The 24,297-nt window shown below is 68.6% G+C and carries 16 protein-coding genes and 1 pseudogene; 5 read left to right on the plus strand and 12 right to left on the minus strand.

What is annotated here, in order from left to right:
- Positions 1–90 precede the first annotated feature (90 nt).
- Complete coding sequence (locus WME98_RS02715; protein ID WP_437949822.1) at positions 91–3,969, minus strand: protein kinase domain-containing protein; 3,879 nt, start codon at positions 3,967–3,969, stop codon at positions 91–93.
- A 168-nt stretch (positions 3,970–4,137) separates the two neighbouring features.
- The gene (locus WME98_RS02720; protein WP_437949823.1) at positions 4,138–5,673 is read right to left on the minus strand and encodes a hypothetical protein; all 1,536 of its coding nucleotides are present in this window, start codon (positions 5,671–5,673) and stop codon (positions 4,138–4,140) included.
- A 136-nt stretch (positions 5,674–5,809) separates the two neighbouring features.
- Here WME98_RS02720 and WME98_RS02725 point away from each other — a divergent pair, with 136 nt between their 5' ends.
- On the plus strand, positions 5,810–7,504 hold the full coding sequence (locus WME98_RS02725) for a recombinase family protein (protein ID WP_437949824.1): 1,695 nt from the start codon (positions 5,810–5,812) through the stop codon (positions 7,502–7,504).
- A 500-nt stretch (positions 7,505–8,004) separates the two neighbouring features.
- Here the strand turns inward: WME98_RS02725 and WME98_RS02730 are convergent, their stop codons facing one another.
- From WME98_RS02730 to WME98_RS02760, 7 genes and pseudogenes are all read right to left on the minus strand, one after another.
- Positions 8,005–9,942: an ATP-dependent nuclease gene (locus tag WME98_RS02730; protein ID WP_437949825.1), complete on the minus strand. Its 1,938-nt coding sequence runs from the start codon at positions 9,940–9,942 to the stop codon at positions 8,005–8,007.
- A 418-nt stretch (positions 9,943–10,360) separates the two neighbouring features.
- Positions 10,361–10,744, minus strand: a complete 384-nt coding sequence (locus WME98_RS02735; protein WP_437949826.1) for a hypothetical protein — start codon at positions 10,742–10,744, stop codon at positions 10,361–10,363.
- 1,456 nt (positions 10,745–12,200) lie between these two features.
- Positions 12,201–12,338 carry a hypothetical protein gene (locus WME98_RS02740; protein ID WP_437949827.1) on the minus strand — a complete coding sequence of 46 codons (138 nt, stop codon included), beginning with the start codon at positions 12,336–12,338 and terminating at the stop codon, positions 12,201–12,203.
- A 59-nt stretch (positions 12,339–12,397) separates the two neighbouring features.
- Positions 12,398–12,958 (minus strand): sigma-70 family RNA polymerase sigma factor, encoded by a 561-nt coding sequence (locus WME98_RS02745; protein ID WP_437949828.1) that lies wholly within the window; start codon positions 12,956–12,958, stop codon positions 12,398–12,400.
- A 55-nt stretch (positions 12,959–13,013) separates the two neighbouring features.
- On the minus strand, positions 13,014–13,874 hold the full coding sequence (locus WME98_RS02750) for a helix-turn-helix transcriptional regulator (protein WP_437949829.1): 861 nt from the start codon (positions 13,872–13,874) through the stop codon (positions 13,014–13,016).
- A 150-nt stretch (positions 13,875–14,024) separates the two neighbouring features.
- On the minus strand, positions 14,025–14,612 hold the full coding sequence (locus WME98_RS02755; protein WP_437954172.1) for a hypothetical protein: 588 nt from the start codon (positions 14,610–14,612) through the stop codon (positions 14,025–14,027).
- A 117-nt stretch (positions 14,613–14,729) separates the two neighbouring features.
- Positions 14,730–15,155: pseudogene (locus WME98_RS02760) on the minus strand (RNA polymerase sigma factor); the annotation flags it as partial.
- Between the two features lie 549 nt (positions 15,156–15,704).
- Here WME98_RS02760 and WME98_RS02765 point away from each other — a divergent pair.
- From WME98_RS02765 to WME98_RS02775, 3 genes are all read left to right on the plus strand, one after another.
- Entirely contained in the window at positions 15,705–16,550 is an 846-nt protein-coding gene (locus tag WME98_RS02765; RefSeq protein WP_437949830.1) for a hypothetical protein, read from the plus strand.
- 221 nt (positions 16,551–16,771) lie between these two features.
- Positions 16,772–18,217, plus strand: coding sequence for a hypothetical protein (locus tag WME98_RS02770; protein WP_437949831.1), 1,446 nt, complete (start codon positions 16,772–16,774; stop codon positions 18,215–18,217).
- A gap of 36 nt (positions 18,218–18,253) precedes the next feature.
- On the plus strand, positions 18,254–19,780 hold the full coding sequence (locus tag WME98_RS02775; RefSeq protein ID WP_437949832.1) for a hypothetical protein: 1,527 nt from the start codon (positions 18,254–18,256) through the stop codon (positions 19,778–19,780).
- 42 nt (positions 19,781–19,822) lie between these two features.
- Here the strand turns inward: WME98_RS02775 and WME98_RS02780 are convergent, their stop codons facing one another.
- The 3 genes from WME98_RS02780 to WME98_RS02790 are packed head-to-tail and all read right to left on the minus strand — an operon-like array spanning position 19,823 to position 22,157.
- Complete coding sequence (locus WME98_RS02780) at positions 19,823–20,929, minus strand: hypothetical protein (protein WP_437949833.1); 1,107 nt, start codon at positions 20,927–20,929, stop codon at positions 19,823–19,825.
- Complete coding sequence (locus tag WME98_RS02785; protein ID WP_437949834.1) at positions 20,926–21,621, minus strand: hypothetical protein; 696 nt, start codon at positions 21,619–21,621, stop codon at positions 20,926–20,928. The genes WME98_RS02780 and WME98_RS02785 overlap by 4 nt, the downstream gene beginning before the upstream one ends.
- Positions 21,618–22,157 (minus strand): hypothetical protein, encoded by a 540-nt coding sequence (locus WME98_RS02790; RefSeq protein WP_437949835.1) that lies wholly within the window; start codon positions 22,155–22,157, stop codon positions 21,618–21,620. Before WME98_RS02790 ends, WME98_RS02785 begins: the two co-directional genes overlap by 4 nt.
- Before the next feature lie 1,456 nt (positions 22,158–23,613).
- Here WME98_RS02790 and WME98_RS02795 point away from each other — a divergent pair.
- The gene (locus WME98_RS02795) at positions 23,614–24,183 is read left to right on the plus strand and encodes a hypothetical protein (protein ID WP_437949836.1); all 570 of its coding nucleotides are present in this window, start codon (positions 23,614–23,616) and stop codon (positions 24,181–24,183) included.
- The last annotated feature ends 114 nt before the right edge of the window (positions 24,184–24,297 follow it).

Raw genomic sequence — 24,297 nt, forward strand, 5'->3', positions numbered from 1 at the left:
CCCGTAACTCAGTGAACACAATATCAGGAATTCGACACCACCAGCGCCCGCGCGTACGCAGGGATCGACCTGCTGGCCGCTACGCGTCGCTCAGCCGCCGAGCCACTGCCGCGCGAGCTCGAGCGTGCGGGCGTTGTCCGGAACGTCGCGGAGGAAGCGCTCCCGCCAGGTCGGGTCGCTGAGCTTGTCGGCGCGCGCGAGCAACGCGTCCCTGGCCGACGCGATGGCGGCGCTCGCCTCGGCCTGCCGGCCGCTCGCGGCGAGCGCCTCGGCGTACGTCAGGCGGACGAGCGGCTCGCCCTCTTCCAGGGTGCCGAACTCCGAGAGCAGCGCGCTCGCCTCGGCGGCAGCCCGCATCGCCTCGTCCGTACGCCCGAGCCCAAGGAGCGCGCGCGCCAGCACAGCGATGGCCTGCACGCCGAGCGTCGGGGCGCTCTCCAGGAGCGCGATGGCGGAGCGCGCCTCGCGCTCGGCCGCCTCGAGGTCCCCCAGGCCGAGAACGATGTTCGCGAGGTAGCAGCGAGCGAAGAGCTCGGTGCGCACCATGCCCGCTCCCTGGCTCGACATGACCGCCGCCTCGGCGAGCGCCCGCCCGTCGGCGAGTCGACCACGGCACGCCAGGACACGGGCGAGATTCGACTCCGCCGAGATCTTCAGCTCCTGCAGCCGCAGCCGGTCGGACTCCTCCAGCACTTCGCGCAATGTCGATTCAGCCGCTTCGAAGTCGCCGAGCTCTGCATAGACGGATCCGAGGTTTCCGCGTTCACCACAGGCATTGCGTCGATCCCCGGCCATCTCGAAGGCGAGTATCGCGGCTCTCATGCGGTCCACGCCGGCGCCCAGATCGCCGGTGCAGATCGCATGGTAGGACCGCGCCAAGTGAAGCCGCGTGGCGACCACCTCGAGGCCTCCTGCCTCGACGCCCGCCAGCGCGCGCTCGACAGCCTCGACCAGCGCACCGCCCGCCGCGTAACGTCCGTTGAGCAGCAGCGCGATCGCACACTCGGCAAGGCAGATGAGCTTGACGGCCGTGTCGTCGCCCCGAGCGGCGGTATCCGCCGCGATCGCCGTCCAGCGCTCGACCTCATCAGGCCGGCCCAGCTTGGACGAGGCCAGCACGACCTGGGTGATGGCCGAAAACCACGCGGCCGAGCCGCGCTCCACCAGGCCCGCCGCCTCGCTCCCCCGCTCCGCGGCGAGCGCGAGATCGCCTCGCCACACGTGGGCCTCCGCCTGGATCTGGCGGAATCTGCCGGCGATCTCCCCGGCCGCGCCGCAGCCGATGCCGCGGTCGACCCGCGCGATCGCCGCGTCGAGATCGCCGCCGCGCAGCGCCTCCTCGGCCGCGCGCAGGTACGCCTCCGCCGCCCGCGCCGGCGCCCCGCCGATCTCGAAGTGCTCGGCCAGCACCATCGCGTCCGCGCCGCCGGCCCGGGCCAGCCAGTCGCCCGCGAGGCCGTGGCCGACGCGGCGGTCGCGCTCCGTGAGCATGCCGTACGCCGCGTCGCGCACCAGCGCGTGCCGGAACTGGTACTCCACCTCGCCCGCGATCCGCGCCTCGGGCCGCCGCACCAGCAGCTCGCGCCGCGAGAGCTCCGCGAGCGGCTGCTCGACCTGCGCCCCGCCCACCAGCGCCGCCATCGCCCCTTTCCACGACGTCTCGCCGAACACGCTCGCCGCGCGCAGCACCCGCCGCTCCTCGACATCCAGCGCCTCCAGCCGCGCCTGCACCATCGCGAGCACCGTCTCCGGCATGCCCTCGCCACGGCCCTCGGCCACCGCCCGGATCTGCTCCTCCAGCACGAACGCGTTGCCCTCGGCCCGCGCCAGCAGCTCGTCCACCTGCGCCGCGCTCACGCCGTCGCCGAGCACCTCGCGCACGAGCCGCTCGCTCGCGCGACGCGGCAGCGGCGAGAGGCGCAGCTGCAGCCCGATCCGATGCCGCCAGAGCTCGGGGAACAGCTCGTCCACCTCCGGGCGCGCCAGCGCCAGCACCAGCAGCGGCAGGTCCCTCGCGTGCTGCAGCGCCGCGTCGATCAGCCGCACCGTCGGCAGGTCGCCCCAGTGCAAGTCCTCCAGCACCAGCAGCACCGGCTGCCGCTGGCACTCGGCCTTCACGAAATCCTCGAACGCCTCGCGGATGCGGTCGCCCATCAGCACCGGGTTCTGGCGCGCCGCCTGCAGCTGCACGTCCCCCTCGTCGGGGAACGGCGCCCCCACCAGCTCGCCGAGGAACGCCGCGACGCGCAGGCCCCTCGCCCTGAGCGCGTCGAGCCGCCCCACCCGGTCGAGCACCTTGCTCCGCCGCACCTCCAGCGCCTCGCCGTCGAGGATGCCCATGGCGCGGCGGAGCGCCTGGGCGACGAGGCCGAAGGCCGAGCCGGCCGCCATCGGGTCGGCCCTGCCGATCCAGATCGCGGCGCCCTCGCGCTGCTCCTTGAGCGTGCGGAGGAACTCCCAGGCGAGGCGCGACTTGCCGAGGCCAGGCGCGCCCACCACCACCACCGCGTTCGCGGAGGGCTCGTCCACGCAATGGCGCCACTCGGTCGCGAGCTGCGAGAGCTCGCGCTCGCGCCCCACGCAGGGCGTCGGCTTGCCGAGGAGCCGCGGGATGGTGTCCGCCTCCTCCTTCGGGCCGCGAAGCCAGCACCCGCCGGGCCCCCGCACCGTCTCGAAGCGGCTCGCGAGCAGGCTGGCGGTCGCGTCGTCGAGCCGGATCTCCCCGGGCGGAGGGCCATCGCGCCCGGCGATGAGCTGCGCGACCCGATCGATCAGCTCGCCGACCGGCAGCTTGCCCTCGACCTCGGTCAACCCGGTCGCGACGGACATGGGCACGGCGCCGAGCACCTTCCGGAGCGCGAGCGCGCAGTGGACCGCCCGCGCGGCGAGATCCGTGGGCGACTCGGCGCCGGACAGCGCGACGAGCCCCCAGCGCGCTTGCAGCCGATCGAGGCGCCCGCCGTGCCGCGCCGCGATGTCCCGCAGCGCCTCGGCCTGCGCGGCGCCGTCGTCCTCCGAGAGCGTGACGCCGGCCTCGGCGCCGCCGTCCTCGGCCAGGATGACGCACATCACCTTGCGCTCGGCCGTCGTGATCGCCTCGCCCGGCGCGGCCGGCGCCTCGGCCGCGCTCGCCCCGATCGAGAACCCCTCGCCGGCCACGGCCGCGAGCTCCGCGGCGGCGGCGGCGCCGTCGCGCGGCCGCTCCCCCGCGTTCTTCGCCAGCATCCGCGCCACCAGGCGCTCGAGCGGCTCCGGGATACCGTCGCGGAGCTCCCCGAGCCGCGGCGGCTCTTCGAGGACGACCCGTATCAGGAGCGCGAGCGCGCTGTTGCCGAGGAACGGCGGGCGCCCCGCGAGGCACTGGAACAGCACGCACCCGAGCGCGAACACGTCGGCGCGGGCGTCGACCGGCGCGTCGCCGCGCACCTGCTCGGGCGCCATGTACCCGGGCGTGCCGAGCACGGCCCCGGGCGACGTGAGGATCGGCGCGAGCCGGAGGTGGCGCGCGATGCCGAAGTCGAGCAGCGTGACGCGCTCGACCGCGCCGCCCACGAGCATCAGGTTGCTCGGCTTGAGGTCGCGGTGAACGACGCCGAGCCGGTGGATCGCGCCGAGCGTCGTGGCCACGCGCGCGGCCAGCGCCACGCTCTCGGCGAGCGTGAGCGGCGCCCCGGCGAGCCGCTCCTCCAGGGTCACGCCGTCGAGCCACTCCATGGCCAGGTACGGCTGCCCTGCGCCGGTCACCCCGTGCGCGACGTACTGCACCACGCCCGGCAGCCGCAGCGTCACGAGCGCCTCCGCCTCCCGCGCGAACCGGCGCAGGTCGTCAACGCTCGCGCCCTGCAAGACCTTGAGCGCGACCGCCTGCTCGGACACCCGGTCGCGCGCGCGGTAGACGTCCCCCATCCCGCCGGAGGCGGCGAGCTGCTCGATCTCGAAACGATCCTCTATTACGTCCGCTGAACGCATCGCCGTTCTCATGTACTTCGAGGGAGCCCCCGCAGGTGCTCTCCCAGGGCGATACCTCAGGTTCTCCGCGCCGGCACGAAGCCACCCGAGGACGACGAGGCCAGGAGCTCGACGTCACCAGCGCGGGCGAGCCTGCGGAGAGGTCGATCCATGGCCCCTACGTGCTGCTCAACCGCCGAGCCACTGCCGCGCGAGCTCCAGCGTGCGGGCGTTGTCCGGAACGTCGCGCAGGAACCGCTCCCGCCAGGTCGGGTCGCTGAGCTTGTCGGCGCGCGCGAGCAGCGCGGCCCTGGCCGAGGCGATCGCGGCGTTCGCCTCGTGCTGCCTGCCGCTCGCGGCGAGCGCCTCGGCAACCGTCAGCCGGACCAGCGACTCGCCCTCTTCGAGGGTGCCGAACGACTCCAGCATGGAGCTCGCCTCGGTGGCTGTCCTGACGGCCTCGTCGACGCGCCCGAGCCCCAGCAGCGCGCGCGCGAGGACCGCGTACGCCTGGACGCCGAGCGTCGGGGCGCTCTGCGAGCGCGCCACCGAGGCGCGCGCCTCGTCCTCGGCGGCCTCGAGGTCGCCGAGGGCGACGCAGATCTTGGCGAGATAGCAGCGAGCAAACAGCTCCGTACGGACCGCGCCCGCTTGCCGGCTCGCCGAAGCAGCCGCCTCGGCGAACGCCCGCCCCTCGGCCAGCTTACCGCGACACGCGAGGACCTGCGCGAGGTTGGCCCCCGAGGAGAGCTTCAGCTCATGCAAATGCATCCGATCGGACTCCTGGTGAGCCTCGCGAAGCATCGACTCCGCCCTCTCGAAGTCGCCGAGCTCGGTGTAGGCGACGCCCAGGTTGGCGCGTGTGCTGCAAGCGTTGCGGCGATCCCCGGCCTGCTCGTAGGCACGGCTCGCGGCTTCCATCCTGTCCGCGCCGGCGACCAGATTGCCCGTGCAGATGGCATAGTAAGAGCGCGCCTCATGGAGCTGCGCGGTCGCCGCCACGTCTCGTGCATGGGTGTCCTCGAATGCGCGCTCGACGGCCTCGATGAGCGCGCGCCCCTCCACGTAACGGCCGACCACGGTCAGCATGGCCGCGCCGTTGGCAAGGCAGACGAGCCTCGCGCTCTGCGCATCGGTCGTGGGGACAGCGCTCGCCGCCACGGTCGTCCAGCGCTCGAGCTCGTCGAGCTGGCCCAGCTTGGACGTCGCGAGGACCACCTGCGTGATCGCCGAGAACCATGCGATCGAGCCGCGCTCGATCCGCTCGATCGCCTCCGTGCCTCGCTCCACGGCCAGGAAGAGATCGCCGCGCCACACATGGGCTTCTGCCTGGACCCGGCGGAGCCTGCCGGCGGTGTCCCCGGCCGCCCCGCAGCCGATGCCGCGGTCGGCCCGCGCGATCGCCGCGGCGAGATCGCCGCCGCGGAGCGCCTCCTCGGCCGCGCGCAGGTACGCCTCCGCCGCCTGCGCCGGCGCGCCGCCGATCTCGAAGTGCTCCGCCAGCGCCATGGCGTCCGCGCCGCCGGCGCGCTCCAGCCAGTCGCCCGCGAGCGCATGCCCGACGCGCCGGTCGCGCTCGGTGAGCATGCCATAGGCGGCCTCCCGCACCAGCGCGTGCCGGAACTCGTACTCGACCTCGCCCGCGATGCGCGCCTCGTCTCGCCGCCGGATGAGCTCCCGGCGGGAGAGCTCGGCGAGCCGCCGCGCCACCGGGGCGCCGCCCACGAGGGCCCGAACTCCGCCCTCCCAGAGCTGCGGAGCTTTTGGTAGACGCAGGAGAGGCGGAAATTCCGGCTGAAACCGGCGATTTGCTCAGCTTGGCCGGCCGGAGTAGGATCAACCTTTTGGACAGGCGCAACAAATGAAAGACGCAATCCCCAACACCGCGATCCGTCGGACCCTCGGCTACCCGCGCGTGTCAACGAGGGAGCAGGAAATCGCGGGCGTCTCCCTGGACGCCCAGACCGAGAAGATCGGCAACTACTGCCGGCTCCACTCGCTGCCGGAGCCGATCCTGTTTCCGGAAGTCGAGAGCGGCGGCGAGGAGAACGAAGCGAACAGGAAGAAGGTCGCCGCGCTCCTGGCCGACGTCCGCCGCGGCGACATGGTGATCGTGACGGACATCGACCGCTTCGGCCGCGACGTGGTCTTCATCGTGAAGAACGTCCGGCAGATCATGCGCAAGGGCGCCGTGTTCGTCGCCATTGACAAGGGCTTCGATTCGCGTTCGCCGATGGCAGAGGACACGCTGGCCAACTGGGCGGTCGGCGCGGAACAGGAGCGCCGTCGGATCAAGGAGCGGACCGAAGGGGGGCGCAAGCACCTGCGCGTCCAGGGGTACTTCGTCGAGGGGCAGCCGCCGTTCGGCTACGAACGCCAGCCGAAGCCCAAAGGAACGAAGACGCCGCTGCCGCTCCGCGTCGTTCCGGAGCACGCCGCGGTGGTGCGCCGCATGTTTGCGCTCTCGCTCGAAGGCTGTAGCGTGTTTCAGATCGCGAAGCGGCTTCGCCAGGAGTACGGCAACATCAAAGCCTTCGGACGCGCCTGGGTGGTGGTCGCTCTGCGGAACCGCGTCTACACGGGCCGTATTGCAAAGACCGCCGTGCGGCCGAAGGCCACACGCGGCGCCGTGCAGCTTCCGGCGGAATGGATCCCCGCTCACGAGGCGATCGTCGACGATGAGACCTTCAACAACGTCCAGCTTGCACTGAGAGACCGGCGCCGCGGGAGAAAGCCACAGGCCGAGTCTGTGACGGCGAACCACTTGCTGCGAAGCATCTGCCGCTGCGCGGAATGCGGCCGCAGCGTCGCCGCGATTCCGCCGTCACGCAGCGGCCGACACAAGGTAGGCTACTACGTCTGCCGCGGCCATGTTGAGCAGAAAGAGAAGGGCGTGCGGTGCAAGTCCTCCGCATACCTCCGTCAGCCGGACGCGGACGCCGCTGTGGGAGAGCAATTCCTGGCGTTTGCTCGCTCGCTACTCACCTCGCTCACCAGGCCGCCGCGCCAGATCGAGAAGCCCGATTTCGCCGCCCAGCGGCGGGAGATCAAGATCGCGCGACAGCGCGTCGTGGAATTCGTTGCAAAGGGACTCTTCACGGTCGAGGACGTGAAGGTAGAGCTGAATCGCCTGGATGACTCGCTTGCAGCAATCGAGGCGAAGGAAGCCGAGCTCAAAGAAATTGCGGGCAACGACACCATCGAGACTAGAAAGCACGCACATGCCTATGTTCAGCAGATAGTCGACGAGTGGAGCATCTTGCATGTAGACATCCAGCGCGCGCTGATCCGCGCGTTCGCCTTGAAAGTCGAGGCGACGAAGGACAAGCAGATCAGAATCACGTGGCGCGATCCGTCGCAGATATCAGCGGCGCATGGAGCGCGGGAGCTGCCGGCGCTCCGCCCTGCGCCGGCCGTCGCTGCGCTCCCCGCCCCCTCGCCCGTCGCCTTACCGTCCCCGATCGTCGCTGTGCTTCCTGCGCCAACCATATCTGCGCGTGATTACCTCGGCTCGCCAGAACGTGCCGTCGCTCCCGTCGAGCGTCGGCAGAGCTGACGCGCCGCTCGGTGGGTTGCAAGTTGCAGGCGGGCTGGTCGCGCGAACGGCTCGACGAGCTGCTGCCCGACGCGTGGGCACGAGCGTCGCTGGCGGCTGCGACCGCTGACGACGCCGACGCGTCCTGAACGACGCGAACCTCAATCCTCGCCGCCGGGGGGTCCGGGGGGGAGAGCACCTCGCCGGCCCTCTCGTGTCCGCCCGCGTCTGCCCGGACCATCGGTAGGCGCCGCCCCGCGCCCAGCATCGTCGACCCCGTGAGAGCCGCAAGCGGTCGCCCATGGCGATGGTCGGGCGCTTACGAAGGGCCTCCTCTGGCCCCCCAGCCCGCGGCGCTGCTCATCCAGCATGTACGGCTCTGCCGGCACGTGCCCGGCGGCACCGTGATCGACGTCCCCTCGTAAGCGCCCGACCATCGCCACCGTGATCGTCGGCGCGCCCCCACACGTCGGTCATCAAGCCCGAGTTGGGCGGCATTTTTCCACGGTGGATTCCTTACTTCAGATGCGCTCGGAGGCTCCACAACTTGCAACAACAAACTCCTCGACCTGCGCGAGATGTTCAGAACAATTCCATTGCAGTTCATGCTCGGCAAATCCGGGCATCCGCAAAGCGGCACGCATCATTTCGACCTTGTTAGCCGACCCCCAAACGCTTCTTCCTTTTGCCAAAGGGCGCGCGAGATCACGCTTATTATCATCGGTCACCCCCTTTGCAATGAGATGTGCCGCCAGAGTCTCGTGATACGCATCGTATTGAGTAACAGAGAATCCCTCATCCGCGAGCTCAGACGCATACTTTGCGGAGTCCGCCCATAGTGTCCGAACCGCATGCAGAACTGCCCGCGTAGGTAAGTAATTCTCGATCTCTCTGCCGGCAGTCCACAAAAGGAGGGCAGCGCCAGGCCTCTTTGAATTCAGGTCCACGATCTGCTTGTAGAGTCGCGTGGCGCCTGACTTCAAAAATTGATCCGGAGCCATTCCTGCGGGCTCGACGCGCAAATCCGAATCGAGCAATATCACAGGATGTCTGCACAAGCTAAGCAGATCAAACGCTGACTCGAATTGAGATTCGTCGGCAGCTGAGACGTACGAAATGAGAGCGCCGCCGTACTGCATAAATGTGTAGTGAAAACCCTCAACCAGCTTGCGCTCCGAAAGGCGTGCGTTCAACCAATGTCGATAGAAAATCAATTCGGTTGGCCCCTCAACCCAGATCACGACGTTGGCAGTAAACAGCGTTCTCGCGGGGTGTATCCCGAGTGCCTCAAGCGCACTGAAGGCATCGCGCCGATTAGCCACATGTTGAACACTAAGCCGAATGCTAAGGCTCTCACGATCGTAGTCAGACGAACAGCGAAACGCCTTACCTTGCGAGGAGAAGATGGGAGCCAACTCCGACGCATGCGTTGCAAGCACGTACTGTCGACCGTCAGCAAACATGAGATCGAGCAGCCTAGCCCGCCGCGTGGGATGCAGCCCGTTTTCAGGCTCATCCCACAGAATAAGGCAATTACGTTTGCCCAATCTGGTCAGACCAAAGAACGCGAGGGTAGTTTCAGTTCCTGACGACGCATTCTGATATGGAACGCCGTCAATGTGGAGAGATTCTCGACCATCGATGTCTGACAGATCGACGTCGGCCTGTAGTAAGTGACTGAGGCGCGCAGTAACTGCTGAATACTCGGCGAAATGGTGCCTTCGTCCTTTCTTCAACTTCATGAGTTCCGAGATCAGCGCAGGAATCGCAACGTCGGGAGACTTGCGCGGTGGGACATAAACTGGCGCGGGAAAAAGGAGCGACGTCCAGAACTTGTCAACCTCAGGGCGTGAAAAAGAAACTGGAGTTTCGGAGCCCGAGACCTTTGCCTTTACCGGCATACTTTGTTCCAGGTCGCGCTTCTGACGCTCAAGCACTTTGGTCAGCTCGTTAACTTGGGATTCAACTTGCGCACGCTGATTTGCGTTACCCTGCGTGGCATTCTGCTGGGCGTCCTTGAGGCGGTTCTGTGTCTGGGCGACTACAGCCTCCTGCTGAGTGATCCTGGTCCTAGTGTTCTGGGACGCCGCGAATTCGATTGTGCGTCCATCGCTGTGCACACGTCGCAGCACAAAGATTGAGCCAGTACACTCGATATGCAATTCAATTTCGTTGAACGACTCGCCCAGATGTTCGCCAAATCGCTCGAACTTTGTGCGCACCGGTGCACGGAACCGCAACTGCGCTCTCGTAAACCGCTGCCAAGTGTCGTGCTTGGGCAGCTCGTCACAAAGGGTCTCCATGTGGAGAATCGTCAGGGCGAGATCCAGGACCTTTAGGATGGTACTCTTCCCTGCTCCGTTGGGTCCAACGAGTGCCGTGAGCGCGACAAGGTCTCCGAGGACAAGCGTCTTGAATCCAGGAAGACCTTCGAATTGGCAGTACGTGAGCTGCATCATTGGGGCCGTACCGAAGGCAGGGGATCATAGCTCGGACATGGCGTCAAGGCCCGCCTGCCGTTTCGTCATGACCCGCCAGCCCGCCCAACGGGATGGCGTGGACGAGGGCGCCGCGGTAGACTAAGCGCCCAGCCATCGCCGTGGGGCTACCCCTTGCGGCTCTCGCCGGGGTCGACGATGCTGGGCGCCGGGCGGCGTCGGCCCACGACTCGGTGCGGCCACGGGCGGTCATGCAGGGGGCCCGGCGAGGCGGCCTGCGCACTCCTTGACGCACCTGGAGCTGCACGACGTCGCCCGTGCACCAGCGTCGCCCGCTCCCTGAATAGGATCGGCGAGCGGGCGCGGTAGGCACGCGTGGGAGAGGTACGCGGCGGAAGTGCAACGAGACGCCGCTTCATGTGCTCGACTGGCGCGCTTCTCACCGGGCAGCGCTGGACCGCAGATGAGCATGCCGATCGCCCGGACGTGAGCTTGGGACCGCGAGCGTCCCGCGCTCCGCCGCCTCCCACGCGGCTCGCAGGCTGCTTGCAAGTTTTCCTCCCCCCTCCATCGGCGGTCCCATTCGCTTCAGCGCCTCCAGGCGCGCAGCCTCCAGCCTCGACCGGCGCGGCGCCGTCGCCCGGCGCTTCTCCACGAGCTCACCGAGCACCTGCTCCGCGCGCTCCCACTGCGCCGCGGCCCCCGGTGCGTGCGCGATCCTTCGCACGGCGTTCCACGGCGCCTCAAGCTGATCGCACAGGTTGCCGATCTCGGGGTGCAGCCGTGCAATCGCGCGCAGGTGGCACCGGGTCTGCTTGTTCATCTGAAAACACTCTTCGAGGACGTGGCTCGGCGCGCGGACGACTCCGCACGCAAGCTCGTACCAGCGCCGCGAGCTCATGCGCCTACAAAAGCACGGAGTCACAGACCTGCCACAGCGAAGCCTTCATTTTTTCGTTCAACCTTAAAGAGCGTTAAAGCAGAGTACAAGAGTCGGCACCATGCGAGGGCGACGTCATCAAAGTGTGATGTAGCGTGCGACCACCAGGACGCCGGGTCTCACGTGACACCGTGACCTGACTGGCATCCGCTGCGACCCGATCACGTGCCCGCGGTGTGCGGGGTGACCCCGCCGGCGATCCCACGGTCCGGCCGTCGAGCGGGGCCAGCTCGCCCGGCGCCGCGGCGGGCCACGCTGGCGTCCGCCTGGGCGAGCTCCGCGTTGCGCCAGCCTCCCGCCTGGACGAGCTCTCCGGCCCCATGCGCTGAGCTCGCGCCCCGCCACGTGCTCGGCTCCAGACCCAGGCCGCCCCGGCGTCCGCCGGGACCAGCTCGTGCCGCGCCGCTTGGGCTGCCCCGCGGTCGTGCCCGCCGTGCGCCGCCCTGTCGCATATGTATGCGACAAAACGGAGGTGGCCGACGCGCCGGAGCCCCTCAGCCGACCCCGCGCAGAATTACCAAATCGACCCCATCGCGCCCCCCCAAAACCGGCCCCTCGGGCGCTCCCTCGAAACGACCTAACTGCGCGGCACCAGAGCGGGTTCCCCGGCTGAGCAGATCCCGGTAACTCGCGACGAGTTACCGGATCGTCAGAATTACCATTTCGGGCCTCCTGGCGGGCTCTCGTTCAGGCTCGGCCCCGAACCCGAAACACCACAACAACGGAGGTTCGATATGGCAGGAGCAGCTACCCCTGCGCCGTCAGCGGCTCCAGAAGGGCGGTCGTCGGGCCGCGCCGGCAGGCGACGCTGCTGCACAGGCGGCATCGTGCGCAGCCCCCCGGTGTTCGGCCGTCAGCGCGCCGTGACCGCGACCTGTCCCACAACGCGCTCCGACGAGCCGCCTGCGCGCGGAACGGTCACGCACGGCGACATCGTCCCGTTCCAGACGCGCAGCCCGCGGACGTCGCCACAGCAGCGGGCCCGCCCCGGGGCGGTCGTCGTGCGCCTCCGTGATGCCGCTCACGCTATCCGCGCCCGCCATGGGTGGGAGACCGAGCGACAGCGGTGGCCTTCACGTCAGACCGGCCAGACCCGGCGATGGGGCGCGGACGTCCAGGCATGCCGATCCAGCCGGCGCACGGCGACGCTGAACGCGGGCGCCACAGTGGAGCCCTGCGCACGTCGATCGAGCACGAGAGCACGGGGGCGCCGGCCGACGTCGCAGGCGCCGCGACGTGGAAGACGTGGAACCAGAGGGTGACGCACGGGTCGGCGGGCTCGGTGACCGGCCGACACTGACGGCCTCGAACCGCGGTCCGCCAGCGCCGAGTTCGGCGCCTATTCTTCGCCCAGGAGCGCGCGCATCTTGTCGAGCAGATCTCGCCTGACCCGCTGCCGGTTCAGGTCGTCCTCGTAACCGGCCTCGACGGGTGCCACCTTGACGACGCCTTTGATCATCATAAGAGCGTCGATCATTCGCTCCGCCTCATGGTCATCCAAGTCACGCCGGAAGTGAACAACCAGCCCCTTGGCGCTCACTGCAGCCGCGCTCTCCGCGTGAAGGTCTCTCCGGCTTCCCGACACCTGATGATGTCGCGTAGCGCTCCGATGGCCCTTGTGCGTCGCTTGTATATCGTGGAGAGAGGCACCCCTGCGTCTTGGGCTACCTGGGCCATCGGAACTCCGTTCAGGTCGTGTGCCACGAGAACAAATCGCAGCTCCGGAACGAGCTTATTCACCGCATCGATCATGTTGGCCCTGACGTCGTCGGACTCCATCACAGCAGCAGCATCCGGCGCCGGATCAAGCACCTCGATCAGATCGACCAGCTCCTGCCTGCGGTGCTGCGCACGCTCGTGGTAGTGCGCGGCAACGTGTACGGTGATCGCGTTCAACCAGCGCTCCGGCCTGCCGAGCTTCGGATCGAACCTGTGCCAGCTCTCGCAGACATTGACCCAGACTTGGCCCGCGACATCGCCACGGTGGCACCGTGGGACCCCCAGCCTCTCCAACCAGCGCAGCACGGAGCGGACCAACATCGGGCAAAACAAGCGCGCGTACGCCTCAGCGCGCTTGCCTTCGTTCGGACGATCCATGGCCTTACCCCCTTGGGCGATCGCACCCTATGATGAACGCGACGCACAGCCACGCTCACCCATGGCTCCCTACTCCCGGAAATGTCTTGTTCAGAGGAGAGCGCTCGGCCTCCTCCGAATCGGACGCGTCGGCAGAGCTCGCCCCCCCTTCGTCACGCTGTAGCGGGAAGCTCGTCAGCGTCCCAGCGCGCCGGGCGAGCTCGGTCCCCATGGCGGCGCGGACAGGGAGCGGCGACCGAAGCCGCGGCAGTGGAGGCGGCGGCAGCTTCGCCCGCGGGCTCCTGGCCGCAACCTCGGGAGACGGCACCACAGGCGGAGGAACATCGAGCGCGCGAGGAGGTATCGTCGGCGGAGTCAGCGGCGCCGACTCCGCGTGACGCGCCGCGCTCTCGCGCTTGGTGACGGGCTCGCCGACCTGGATCATCACGGTCTCCTCTGCGTCCGTTCGGCGGTCGTCGTGTAGCCGCCACAGGCGCTCCCAGTACCGAGCGGGCGTGCCGGTGAAGGCCTCGAGCTGCCGGGCGAGGCCGGGCGTCATCGGCAGGTCGCTCCTCAGGAGCCGCTCCACCTCCGTCGGCTCCAACCCCGTGCTCTCGGCCAGCTTCCTCCTCCACGAAGGCATCGTCGCGCAGCACGACTCGAGGACCCTTCCTGGCGAGGGGACGGGTCGCGCGCGGACGTCTGCCGGCTCGGCGAGCACCGCATCGACGTGACAGTCCAGAAGGCGCCGGTATCGGTCCCGCTCCCCCTCTGCCTGCTCCTTCGCATCGGTGAGGGCGGCCTCCTCGTCATCGTGCGCGTGCTCGCGCGCCTCGCGAATCCCCCGCTCCCGTCCCAGCGCTTCGCGCGCGGTGACCGCGTAGCCGATCGCGACGCAGGCTATCATCGCGAGCCCGAGCGGCGAAATGAGCCACATCGCACCAAGTAGATCCTCCATCGTATTCATCGCGTTTCGTCTCCTGGACGTGATCGTTCTTGTCGGGACGCGAGGCGGATCTTCGCCTTGTGCCGTCCGAAGACGTCACCAGGGTCACCGCCTGCTAGCTGCCGAAGGACAGGCGAGGATTCAGCGAAGCTGCCGGAGGAGCGCTTCGCGCTCGGCGACCAGCCGCCCACGGGGGAACTCCCGCGCGTGGGTCTTCAGCAGCCGGAGAGCCTCGACGTTCGCCGTGGCGTTGCGGGCCTCGACGGCCCTGCGGGCCTGGTTGATCAGGCTCCTCTCGCGCTCGCTGCCGGTCGGTCGAACGGCGCTCGCCGAAGACGCGGGCCGGCGCTCGGTCGTCGCCGAGGGAGCGGGCCGGCTGCTCGCCACCGGCTGCGCGCGCGCGCCCCCTTGCTCCTTCGGCGACGAGATCTCGCGCGCGATCGGCGCGGCCGGTGGCGCCGCGCTGTGCGCGCGTTCTCCGCCGGTGGGCGTCGCGGCGCTGGGCGCGCCGTCTCGCGCAGGGAACGCGGCAGCCTCCTGCGCAGCGTGCGAGGTGGCAGGGATCGCAGCCGCCCCGAGCCACGCTTCCGGGTCGGGCAACGATGCCGCCGAGGAGACGAGCGCGCCGGTCAGCACGACGAGCCCGCCCTGGACAAGGATCCTCAGGCCCAGACGGCGCAGCGAGGCCACCCACGACGCGCGACGGCGGAAGCCCAGTGCAAGCGGCACGCAGGCGCTGTCGTCCCATCCCTGAGAGCGCTGTTGCTCCTGCCACCGCTCCCGCTGGACCCTGAGCGCCTTGCGCGCCCGCCAGTGTCGCGTTCTCACCGTGTCCAGCGGAAGTCCCTGCTCGGCCGCGATCTCGGCGAGCGGAACCCCTTGGAGGTCGTGCTTGATGAAGACATCTCGGTACTTGGGATCGAGTCGGTCCAGAAGCTGCCGCGCGATCTCTTCCCGCTGCCGTCTCCGGAGCAGCTCTTCCGGCGTGGGGCACTCATCTTGGATCTCGCACCCATCGAACGATGTCAGCACCTCGCCGCGGCGGTGTGCGTCACGGACGTGATTGCGCGCTTGGTTGATGGCGATCGTGACGTGGTACGGGCCTGGGTCTGCCCCCGGCTCGATCCGCTTGTCGGCCTGCAGGCCCCGCAGCAGCGCGTCCTGGGCGACATCCTCGACGTTTCGCGCCGGCACACCGTGGCACCGGGCGAGGCGTCGGAAGAGCTCGAAGCTGGGGGAGACGGTCGCGGGCTTGTCCACGGTTAGCAGCACACTTGAGCCACCCCCAATGCTTCAGAGAAAAGAACCAACGAGCGATTTTTGGTCGGCCAACGTGTGCCAATATGCCACTTTTGCCTACACCCGAGCGGTCTTATCAGGACGGCCGAGCTCATTCCGTCATACGGCCGCCGATTCTCACCCAAACGGCCGACTTGCCGCGGCCCCCGCCGGTTGACGCCGAACGGCCGGCGGAAGTACCGTCACCGGATGCGTTGCATTGCGCATTCGCTCTCGATTTCTCTCATGCTCGGGGTCGCAACAGGCTTCCCGATCGCGGCCAGCGCGAATGATGGCCCCCCGAAGGCGCAACAGGCTTCACGAAGTCTGCCAGCGCCGCCGATCTCCCCCCCACAGGCGAGATCGCGCGAGAGCTCATCGGTGAAGGATGATGTTCGCCGTGGTCAGAGAGCGCGCAACGCCGGGCGGTGGACGGAGGCATATGCTGCCTACAAGGCCGCTTTCGAGGCCGCAGACCCGACGACCAGCACCGAGCGAGAGCGGGCGGAGATCGCCGGCGAGCTCGGCCTCTGCGAGGTCGCGTTGCGCAAGTACCGCGATGCGGCCGAGCACCTTGCCAAGAGCCTCGAACAGCGCGAAGCGCTGCCGGACGCGCTCGAGCGGCGATTCGAGGCAGGCCAGCGCGAGGCAGTGAAGCGCGTCGCTACGCTCGTGCTCTCGGTCGATCCGCCCGACGCCGAGGTGCTCATCGGCGGCGAGCGCGTCGGGAGGACCGCGCGGACCTACACGCTCTTCTTCGAGCCGGGCCAACACGTCATGGTGCGGGCTCACGCACCGGGCCGCACGGAGGCGTTTCAGAGTTTCCGCAGCGTGGTGGGCGCGGAGCACGAGATGACGCTGGAGCTGCTCCCCCGTGCGGTGGCGAGCAGCGCCAACGAGGCCAGCAGCGCCAAGGATACCGCGCCAGCGACGCCGCCCCCCTTGCGCACGTTGCCCGCTGCGCGCGCGCAGGCTCCCAGCCCGTGGGCCTCCTGGCCGGGGACGCTGCGCATCACGGGGATCGCCGTCACGACGGCCGGCGTGACGGTGGGCACCATCCTCATGGTCCGGGCGGGCAAGCTCGACGACGATCTGAGCGCCCGGCGAGCTCGGCTCGAAAGCGAGCCGTCATCGAGCGCGTCGATGTGCTGGCAAGCGCCTCGGAGCTCGCCGTGTGGCGAGCTGGCGCGCCTGCTGGACGCGCGCAACATGCACGGCCGCGCCGGTCTGGCCGCGGTGATCACCGGCGGTGTCGTCGGTGCCGTGACCGCCGCGTCGTTCTTCACGGACTTCTCCTTCCTGCGATTCACGCCGGCTCAGGATCGGGTCGATGTCTCACCCGTGGCGAATGGGAGCGAAATCGGCGCGCGAATCGAGGGGGTATGGTGAGCGCGCGGGGGGCCGAGAGGACGGGTTCGCTCGCGGGCCGAAGCGCGGTGACGTCGGTCGCCGCTCTCGCTGTCTGCGTGTGGGGAGCTAGCACGCTGACAGCTTGCGCGGCGTATCCCGATGATTGCTCGGCAAAGCTGGCGTGTGCTCCGGATCCGGAGCCACAGCCCGACCTCTGCGCGGGAGAGCCCGGCACAGCGCCAGCGCTGGACAAGTGCGGGGTGTTCGTCAGCGAGCAGGGCGACGACAACAGCGCCGGAACGAAGCGCGCGCCGGTGAGGACGTTGCAGCACGCGATCGGGCTCGCCGCGCGCGGGCGAAGCCACGGCGAGCTGCCGACCCGGCGCGTGTACGCGTGCGGCGGGTTGTTCGAGGAGGCCATCTCGCTCCCCCAGGGTGTCGACCTCTGGGGCGGTCGTCTGTGCGCGGGCGGCGACTGGTCCTACGGAGGGCCGCTCGACGGGCAGCACGCGTTGACCGTCATCGCGCCGCCCGTCGGGATCCCGGTGCGGGTTCTCGGGGGGGACGATGGGGGCATCGCGGGGGACGACACGACGTCGGTGATCTTCGGCGTGCGCGCCCTGGCGGCCGACGCCTCCGCGCGGGATGGCAAGTCGTCGATCGCGATGATCCTGGAGCATGGGGCCAGGGCGATCGTGCAGTCGAGCGTGATCCACGCAGGCGACGGCAAGGACGGAGAGCCTGGCGAGGACGCGCCGAGCTACCGCGCGAACTCTGGCGTGGTGGGGAACGACGGCGCGGATGCCTGCAGCGCGAACGTGGCGCCGGGCGCCCTTCCGGTTGTGACCGTGTGCGGCGACGGCATCGAGTCGACGGGTGGCCAGGGGGGCGACGGAGGCCTCGAGTCGGGCGGCGACGGGACGTCAGGACTGCCGGAACCGCTCGGGACTCCGGACAACCTCGGCCGGGGCGGCTTGGGCGCGTCCAGCATGGCGTGCAAGGACGGGGAGCGGGGAGCAGACGGCGCCGATGCGGAGCGCGCTGCCGGAGCAGTGGATCCTGGTCTCCTGGACGTCGATGGATGGATCGGCGGCCGCGGGAACGATGGGAAGCCAGGCGGCGTCGGCCAGGGCGGCGGCGGGGGAGGTGGCGGCAAAGGGCGCAACGACACCTTTGCGTGTCCGGCAGGTCGGTCCCAGGGCGGCGCGGCCGGCGGATCGGGTGGCAGCGGCGGGTGCGGGGGCAAGGGGGGCAAGGGGGGCAACTACGGCGGCGCGAGCATCGGGATCGTCGCCTTACAGGCGAGCGAGCTCACGGTCGATGCCAGTACGGTCCTCGGGGCCAAGGGCGGGAACGGCGGCGTCGGCGGAACCGGCCAGTGGGGAGGCTTAGGCTGGGACGGCGGCCGAGGTGGACGCGGTCATGTGACCGACACGTCGCCGTCGCGAGGGTGCCGCGGCGGCGGTGGCGGCCACGGCGGTCGCGGGGGCGACGCCGGCGGCGGTCTCGGCGGCCACTCGTTCGGCATCGCTTCCGTGGGCGCCTCCGTGGCCATCTTGCAGAATGCGACGGTCTCGCCCGGCCAAGCCGGCACCGGGGGGCTCGGCGGCAATACGACCCCGGAACGCCCGCTCGGCCAGGGGCAAGACGGGACTGCGGCGTTCTGGTACCGGTTCGATGCGCCAGCCCCGGAGCCGCCTCGATGAACCGCCCTGTGCTGGCCGCCCCCTCAGGAGACGCACATGAGAAAGAGCACCGCGGCGACCTTGATCCTTCTGCTGTCCTCGTGGGCGACCGGCTGCGGGACTGCGCCCGGCGTGAACGATCCTGGCGTGACGCCGTGTGAGGGCACCTCGTGCGAGGACGAGCCGCCCCCGGAGTCGGTCTGCGTCGAGCACGTCGCCGCCGATATCATCGACGACGGCTGCGGCGTATTCGTCGCCGGAGCCTTGGGTGGGGGCGACGACAGGAACCCCGGCACGAAGGCGAAGCCGGTGTTCACCGTCGAGCACGCCGTCGAGCTCGCGCGCACTGGACGAGGGCGCGTGTTCATCTGCAATGACGGATTTGTTGTGCATCAGATCAGGGTGCCCTCCGGCGTGGACCTCCTCGGGGGCTTCGACTGCCGGAAATGGGTCCGCAGCGACCTACCCAAGCGGTCCTCGTTTTTTCACGAGCGCGTCGCCGGCCCCATGGTGATCGTCGAGCCCGCGGGGCCCGAGGACAGGGGGGCCGCGGACGGGGTGTCGACGCTCGCCGATCTCTACGTTCGCTCGTGGGGCCCGGTCGGTGTGCTCGTTCAGTCCAACGCGGCGGTGGAGATCGTGCGGAGCGAGATCTCCGCCAGCGTAGGGGATGGAAATGGACACGGCGAGAAGTGGCCGACCACGCAACCGGACGGACCGGATGGCATGTTCGGTGGGGACGCATGCTCGGCGACCGTCGTCGCCGGCGGGCCTGCAGCCGTGAATCAGTGCGAGAGCGGGCTCACGAGCATCGGTGGCAAAGGAGGCAACGGGCGGCCCGACAGCGCCGAGGATGGCGGCGACGGGGAGCCCGCCTACTCTTCGCCCTCGCACGGCGGTCTCGGGGAGCAGGACAACCGCGGTTGCAGCAGCGGATCCGAGGGGGGCCCAGGGGCTCCGGGAACACAGGGCGCACCGGGCAAGGGCATCGGGCGTCTCACCGAGACAGGATGGGAGGGCGACACGGCGGGCGAGGGGACCTGGGGCACGCCGGGCCAGGGCGGCGGCGGCGGCGGCGGTCGTCGGGGCGGCCTCGCCGTGTGCGGCGCGGCCTCCAAGGGAGGCCCAGGCGGAGGCTCGGGAGGAGCCGGCGGTTGCGGAGGCCGAGGAGGCCGCGGGGGAGCGAACGGTCAGCCGTCCATCGGCGTCCTCGCGCTTCACGCGCGGGTGACCGTGCGCGACACCAAGATCACGGCGAACGCTGGCGGCAACGGCGGCGACGGCGGGCAACCCCAGCGCGGCGGCCGCGGCGGCCGAGGCGCACCGGGCGGAACGCTGGGGGATGAACTCGCCGCCTGCTTCGGCGGCCGGGGCGGCGAAGGAGGGCCCGGCGGCTACGGCGGCCCGGGGCGCGGCGGCGACTCGATTGGTGTCGCCTACATCGACGATGACCAGCTCACTCTTGAGGGCGTCACCATCGAGACCGGCGAGCCGGGCAAGGGCGGCACGAGCTGGAGCCACGATGGCAGCACGACGGTGGGAGAGAGCGGCGATGCCCACCCGACGCTTCGCTTTCCCGAATAGCCGAAGTCACGTCCCGACGAGGGGCGCAGAGCTCCACGACGGCTACGAGGGAGCTGCGGAATCCGAGTCCACGAGCCAGCTATCCAGGAAGCTGGAGGCCCAAGCGACCATGGAGGTCGGCGGCTCGCCTTCACCGTCCCACGAAGCGACCAGCGCTTCGAGCTCACGCTTGGCGGCCATGGCGCGGAGAGTCGCCGGCGATTCGTCGTGCGCGCGCATGCGCGCAAGCTCCTCCAGCATCTTGTCCTTGTGCAGAAAGCCATCCGTCGACGCTGACAAGAAAACCGCTGCCGACTGTCGTTCTGACTCCGGTAACCTTCGAACCATCGCAGGCCACCTGAGAGTCCATCCAATCTGGTGATGCGCCCGGAGCACAGTAAGCACCGCAACGAACCGATCCGTGAGGCTGCTCTCATCGACCTTTGCACGGGGTGCCGGCACTTCGGACGGCGATGGCTTCACCCATGTGTGGCTATCCGAAAACAGGCAGTCGTAGAGCCTGACTTCCCCCGGAATCCGCAGATTCGTCGCCACCCCCGGCACGAGTACGGTTCCGACCTCTGGCGGCATGCGCTCGCAACCGAAGGATGCTTCGATCTCGTGGGCGATCCAGTCCGCGTACGGCTGCTCGTCAGGCGCCAGATCGAAGCTGACGTAGTCCCGCGTTATGGTGACGGTCCTTCGGCGCTCATGGTCCGGATTTGAGATGAGCCTCGGATCGAGCGGACTTCGAGACACGATGAACAGCATGCCCCGGAAGGAGATCGAAAAAGCATCCCTTAGATTCTTCACTATTTCGATCGTGCGAGGACTGTGAATGATGTAGTAAGGAGCGAGAAAGCTCACTTCAAACCAGAGCGTTCGGCCGGCAGGTTGTGGCAGATTGATCGTAAAGGAATAACAGCCATCGCAGCCACCGCCGTGGAGATGCAGCGACTGATCCGTGAGCATGCCGGGAAAGCGTTCTCCGATGCGACGCCGCATGGCGTGCCAGCGCTCATCCTTCGAAGCCTGGATCCGCGCGGCCACTAGCCGGGCATGCTCTTCGGTTTCATGGCGGAGCTGTTCGTCGACATCATCGGCTATCCCAACACCGCGCGGATAGTATCTGTAGACAATTTCTAGCAGCTCGTCCAGGTTGTGTTTCATGGACTCATCACCCTAGCACCGAGACCCTCGTACCTCTTCGCAAATCGTATTCTCATCTCGCTCTTGAGCCGATCGCAGAATATGCCAGGTGGAAGATCCTCGCCTCCTTGATTTTCGTACAATTCTCTCGCCGACGCATTCGTCACATCAGCGCTGATGGATGCTGCTCTGTCCGGGGAGATCTTGCCCCAGGCGTCACTTCGGATAGGCATCCCGATGCGAATCACACACGCGTCATCGCCCTCTTGGTTGTGACCAAAAAACAGGTTTGCCTTTGCCTCCTGCCAACCGCTCACGGTTCCGTCGTCGGCGACGATCGTAACAAAATTGAATGCCCGCGGGTCAATCGGTTTGGTACCTGTGCACCCCATGCTGGGAGCGCCGCTCTGCTGGCAGGGCTCTGCCGGCTTCTCCGGGCTCGGTGTCGGGCGCGCGTCTTCCTCCGCCTCCTCTTCTTCGTCCTCCGTTTTGTTGCACTGGATCTTGCGCTCGCCGCCTTCCGGCGGCTCCGCCCCGAAGTCACCCGACGCGACGGAGGTGATGACAGGAACTGGCGGCCCGACTGGGCCACCTGCACCTTCACCCTTCACCCACTCCTCGCGGGGATAGCAGTCTCCTACCGTCCAATTGCATGCCGCCAGGACGCAGATGGCAAAACCCACGATCAACAGCAGAACCATTCTTACGTTCATCTTATGCTCCATCGAAGCACGGGACCGACGACGACAAGCACGGACACGTAACCTGAGAGCACAAGGCTGCTCCCGCCGATCCAATCCACATTAGCGCTCACCGACACGCCGAGCGGCCCTGCGACATACGCATTGGTTTGCGCATGCGCGCCCACCGCCATCCCGGCGACGTGCCCACACAATGTGCCTCCGCAAGCCGGCATGAAGTAGATCGCGACGGATGGGCCAGCGCTGAGATCGCCATTCTTCCAACCATATCCGAGAGCGACGATGGTGCTATTGTAGACACCGACCCCACCCATCTGAATTGGAGGCACGACGCTGAGCAGATCGTGAACATTTAATAGGATGTTGCCGTTGATGCGCCACGATATTCCCGCGTGCGGGCTGACCGCCAGGTGCGTCACGGTGCCAGCCTGGATCCCCCCGAAGCTAATTCCGGCACTCAGCTCGGATGCGTCTGCCCGCGTCGGAACGACATTGAGCAGGAGAGCGAACACTGCCGACGATGAGATCTGCCGGTCTGTCGTTCTCATCGTCTCCCTCCCGGTCCTCCGAAACACGCGAGCAACGTGGCGACGCGACCCATTCTTCTGAGCACAGGATCGGCGTCAAACGGAATCTAGACGAGACCACTACACGGGCCAGGGATCGTACCGTCCAGAGCGTGCGCCAGCGCGCAGCGACCTGCGCGGCTCCGGCGCGTGTCGGCCTGCTGGCGCCAGCTGCGTGCCCACGCCGCCGCGAGAGCGCCCTACCGACCACGCGCCCCGGGCTGCGCGTATCGGCTGCAAGCCCGACCCAGCGCGGCGCCGCGCGCAGGCAGCGGTGACCGCGCGCCGTGACGTCCACGCGCATGGCGCGGCACGACATCGCCCGCGCGGCCACGCCGCCCGCGAGCGCAGCGCCTGACGGTGGCCTGCGCGATCGGCGGCGACGACGCGCTAGTACTCACGCGCCTGGAGCTGCACGACGTCGCTCGCGTGTCCGCGTCGGCGCGAGCGTCACGCGTCGTGGTCCCATCGGCGCGCAGCCATGAGACCGGCTACGGATGGCCCGATAGGGCTTCGCGGGCCCGGCAGCCCGGACGACCCCGCGGGCCGCTCCGCTGCTCAAGGGCGTCCCCGCGGTGGTGTTGCGCAGGTGCGCAGGCGGCTACGCGGCGGGAGTGTTCGCCAACCAACTGGTGGACGAACAACCGCGCTGCGGACGCAAGCGGCCCCGAGCTCGACCTGGTGGACGGCGACGGCCCCCGAGCTCGCCGGCGCTGAGCACCGGTGCCCTGTCACCAGCGCCCGACGTGGCCCTCGACCTGCGCGGCCACCCGAGCTCGCCGGCGTACTCCTCGACGCCGCGGCCCCGCTGCCTGCTCCGGCGCCATGTACGACGCCAGCGCGATCGCGAGCTCGCTGGCGTCCACCTCGCCCCCGCGGCCGCTCCACGCTCAGCCAGGCCGGGGCACGGGCCCGCGCTCGATGACCTCACCGGCGACGTGGCCGATCTCGGCCGGGTGGATGGCGACCGACCCGAGCCCGCGGCGCTGAGCACCGGTGTCCAGTCACCACCGCCCGACGTGCCCCATCGACCTTCGCGGGCCGCTCCGCGCCGGCCAGGGCGTCGACGGCCCCGAACTCGCCGGGGCCATCTCGACCCCGCGGCCGCTCCGCGCCTGGACAGGTCGCGACCGCCACGCGCTCGAGGACCTCGCCGGCGAGGTGACCGAGCCCGACCAGGTGGACGGCCACGGTCCCGTGCTCGCCGGCACTGAGCACCGGTGTCCAGTCACCACCGCCCGATGTATCACTCGACCTTCGCGGCCGCTCTGCGCCCGTCCCGAGCTCGCCGGCGTCCACCTCGATGCCGCAGCTGCCCCCCGCGTGCCGCTCCGGGTCCGATGCAACACTAGCGGAGGGCTACACCTGCGTGTACTATTGTGGCATGCGACCGGGAGCGCAAAGAAGCGCACTGATCGCGCCGCGGAGGAAACACTGGATGTTCACACAAGACGATCTGGAAGCGGACGACGCAGTCGCCGTCCTCAAGGTGTACTGGCCCATTGGGCAACGGCTCGATGATGCAACAAACGAATGGGCGAAGTGCCATGACCATTACCCTGGATACGCACCGATGCGGGCATGTCTGCAACGCACACTTGAGGCATCGAAAGCCGCGGCCCGTGAAGTGCCACACAAGAAGATGGCGCGCTTGCCTTGTGGGATGGAGATAGAAGACGCGCACCTGCGGTACATCGAAAGCCAAATTGCACACTTTACCCGGATGACAGAGTGGACCGAACGAAACGCGAGCAACCTGGAAGAACGGATGCGCGACAAGCCGCTCGCGGAGGTCTGGACCGAGATCGCCGACAAATATCCGATCGATACGTCCAATGGGTACGCACAGATCATGGATGTCGAGCGCACAAAAACTCTGTTCCAGTGCGGACCGGAAAACAACGTTGCTTGGATAAACAAGGTTGCGGCGCGGCTCAAGTTGGGCCCAGAGTCAGACGGCGGTGGCCCCCTGCGCGTTCGTTCATCGCAACGTGTTCTCGTTCCTTGAAGTGTGCCGAGCACCGGCTCGCGAGCCCCACTCGCCGTCGCCGTGCTCAATAGGTTCCGCATCGAGCTCCGCCAGCCGACTTTCAGTGGCCCGCGGCTGTTCGTCAGACAACCG

This window comes from Sorangium sp. So ce296 (assembly GCF_051529605.1).
Taxonomy (GTDB): Bacteria; Myxococcota_A; Polyangia; order Polyangiales; family Polyangiaceae; genus Sorangium; species Sorangium cellulosum_D.